This window comes from Microcoleus sp. AT3-D2 (assembly GCF_036705715.1).
Classification (GTDB): domain Bacteria; phylum Cyanobacteriota; class Cyanobacteriia; order Cyanobacteriales; family Microcoleaceae; genus Microcoleus.
This window is the reverse complement of the sequence record NZ_JAUBVE010000165.1, coordinates 1-2539: the sequence shown is the minus strand read 5'-3', so window position 1 is coordinate 2539 and position 2539 is coordinate 1. Positions and strand designations below refer to the sequence as shown.

The 2539-nt window shown below is 37.0% G+C and carries 6 protein-coding genes; all 6 read right to left on the bottom strand.

Annotated features, from left to right (window positions below; all coding sequences use genetic code 11):
* Nucleotides 1–74: 74 nt before the first annotated feature.
* Nucleotides 75–212, bottom strand: a complete 138-nt coding sequence (locus QUB44_RS30450) for a hypothetical protein (RefSeq protein ID WP_445299941.1) — start codon at nucleotides 210–212, stop codon at nucleotides 75–77.
* 99 nt (nucleotides 213–311) lie between these two features.
* On the bottom strand, nucleotides 312–809 hold the full coding sequence (locus QUB44_RS30445) for a DUF29 domain-containing protein (RefSeq protein ID WP_333373567.1): 498 nt from the start codon (nucleotides 807–809) through the stop codon (nucleotides 312–314).
* A 181-nt stretch (nucleotides 810–990) separates the two neighbouring features.
* The gene (locus QUB44_RS30440) at nucleotides 991–1374 is read right to left on the bottom strand and encodes a hypothetical protein (protein ID WP_333373564.1); all 384 of its coding nucleotides are present in this window, start codon (nucleotides 1372–1374) and stop codon (nucleotides 991–993) included.
* 26 nt (nucleotides 1375–1400) lie between these two features.
* Nucleotides 1401–1667, bottom strand: coding sequence for a MafI family immunity protein (locus tag QUB44_RS30435; protein ID WP_333373561.1), 267 nt, complete (start codon nucleotides 1665–1667; stop codon nucleotides 1401–1403).
* A 23-nt stretch (nucleotides 1668–1690) separates the two neighbouring features.
* On the bottom strand, nucleotides 1691–2080 hold the full coding sequence (locus QUB44_RS30430; RefSeq protein ID WP_333373559.1) for an EndoU domain-containing protein: 390 nt from the start codon (nucleotides 2078–2080) through the stop codon (nucleotides 1691–1693).
* A gap of 201 nt (nucleotides 2081–2281) precedes the next feature.
* On the bottom strand, nucleotides 2282–2500 hold the full coding sequence (locus tag QUB44_RS30425; protein WP_333373557.1) for a hypothetical protein: 219 nt from the start codon (nucleotides 2498–2500) through the stop codon (nucleotides 2282–2284).
* Nucleotides 2501–2539: the final 39 nt, after the last annotated feature.

The window sequence follows — 2539 nt, the reverse complement described above, 5'->3', positions numbered from 1 at the left end:
ACTTGTTTGTAACTCATTTTAGATTAGTTGAATTTCTATCTATTTTACAACTCTCTCAGACTTTCGCAGGAGGTCTATTGAATTTTACCATGCTTGAGCGTGGCTCCATTTTTCTCAACGAGTTGTCCGTCCACCCATTCCACGTTGTCGGGTGGATTGGTCATAAACTCTTCTAAAGTAAAATTTTTCGGTGCAACAGTAGCAGTGGCCATAGTTATTTCCTCGCTTTTGCATATTCGCTGATACTATTATGACCGCTAAGTGCGATAAACATTGAAAAAAGCAATTACAGAGAAGGATATCTGATTCAATTATTCAATATTTTCAGTATTTTCAGACCGATCGCTGTGAGGCGGTAAAAAATCAGGATTAAGAACTTCTTCTTCAGTAAAGGGAGACTCTGGGGTAAATATCGCAATAGATAAACCAGTTTCATCTGCGGCTAATTCCCTAGCATCTTGATAAGATTCATTAAAAATCTCTTCAAAAAAATGATATAAACTAGGACTGGTTTTGAAGGTATCTCGGATGCGTTTACGATGTTCACGAATGGTGTACACCCAACTATTTGTTCGTTTTTCTGGCTGATATTTATACTTAAGTAAGTGCATTAAAAGTACCCTCAAATTACTTTTTAAAGCATTTTTATCGTTTCTCCCCATACTTTCCAGTTCCTCTAGTAAGTTCTCTAAATCTATTTCGGCAAACTTTCCCTCTTTTAATAAGTTGATAGTTGTCTGTAACCACAGATAAAAATCCTGTTCATAAAGAGATGTTATTGCAGTTGTTATTGATTGGATAGTTGTCATTTTGTTTGACTCCCTTTCTCTTCTCTAGACATAAGTGTAACATATTCGATAATTTATCGCTGAAGTTAGCTTTACGGGCTGAAATGAGCCGAATTATGCAAGAAGTGCGATCGGTTTGTTTAAAGGTATGGAAAACTACCTTTAAATTTCCTGTTTCATCTAAGCCTATTATGATGTTCTATCAAACCTTCACCAATGGCGCAAACTCTTGTAACTTCACTTGTAGGTCATCCACCAGCATTAAACGATACCTTTCTGTACCTTTCAACTTTGGGAAAACATAACTAGCAAAATCATCACACCACTTTTGCCTGTCAAGTTCATTCGAGATGTTCAACGCTCTGATTGATAGGTTATAAGGGTATTCTTCAAATTTGATCTCTTTATCATTTTCAAAATCATGCTTTCCTACAGTAAGAGTGATTGTTGAGTTCCGAAACTCATACCACTTGTCAATACCATTAGAAACAAGCTCGAATTTTAGAGCCAATATCAACTCTAATTCTTTGATTAAATGTTCGATGTCCTGGGGAAAGTTTACAAAAATATCTAGTGTGCGAGACATAAAAAACCTCCTTTCTTGAACTCATCTCAAGGAGTTACTTGGACTTTTAGCATCTCCCAAGTTTCTCGTTCCATGTTCAAGATATTTCCCACTTCTTGCAAGAGTTCATAACCCTTTAAATCTATGGAAATTTCTTCTTCAATGAGAATATCGCACAAAGTCTCTAACGCCAAATTCCACTCGCCAGCCTGAATATCTGAAACCAAAAATTCTATTTGAGTCTCTGACAGTTGCAGTTTCACGATGTTAATGACTTCATTTAGTTTACTTTCTACAATTTTATAGTCAAACATTTATTTAGCTCCTGACAACATTGCTAGGGATTTTTGGGTAGGTTAGTTGGGAAAGCTGTAATGATTCCTCTCCCATCAGGTTCTACTATTACCTTAATATTAACACTATCTCTAGTTCCTTCAATCTGCCATCTTACAGGCTTACCAGCAATCGTATATTTACGGCCCGATTGACCTGTTCGCTGAACCCACTGAGAATTAGGGTCTTGAATCACCTCCGAAATATAATTCATTATCTGCTCGTCGCTCCAGCGCACGGGAAATTCACTTTTACCAGAAATTCCTCTACCAGGGCCGTGACCACTTCCTGTGGTGTCACTATCGAGAATATGAGTGCGTTGCTGAGAGTTGATTTGAGATAGATTATTGACATCAACTCCACTGGGAATATTGCCTGAAGAATGGTTGCTCATAGATGACTTTCGGATATTGCCATAACTTTATAGTCAAACATGAGTTTATCTCCTATTTCTTATCTCCATCTTCGGCCAATAAAAATTGAACCTCTACCCTACCGCCAGAATGTCTTTCAGGAGCCGTTTTATATATCTCCTTTTTTTTTGACCTCCTTATCTGACCGTTTCTGGTGAATTATATGAGGCTTGTGGTATCAATTAACTTTCGTCTATTTTCTCTGAATCATCGCATTCTAGTTCATCTTCTTGTTGATCTTCTACTTCTTCTGATTCCTCTGAATAATTGAACATGAAGACAAATTTACTCTGAGGCAGAATCAGTGTTGGCAAATACAGAGGTTGATTATCCCAACTATCTTTTTTTTCACCTTTTTCATACCAATACTCCGGACAGTTTTTAAGCAGCCAAAGTACCATAAGACAAGACTGAAGGAAGATTAGGATGGTTTAAAATCA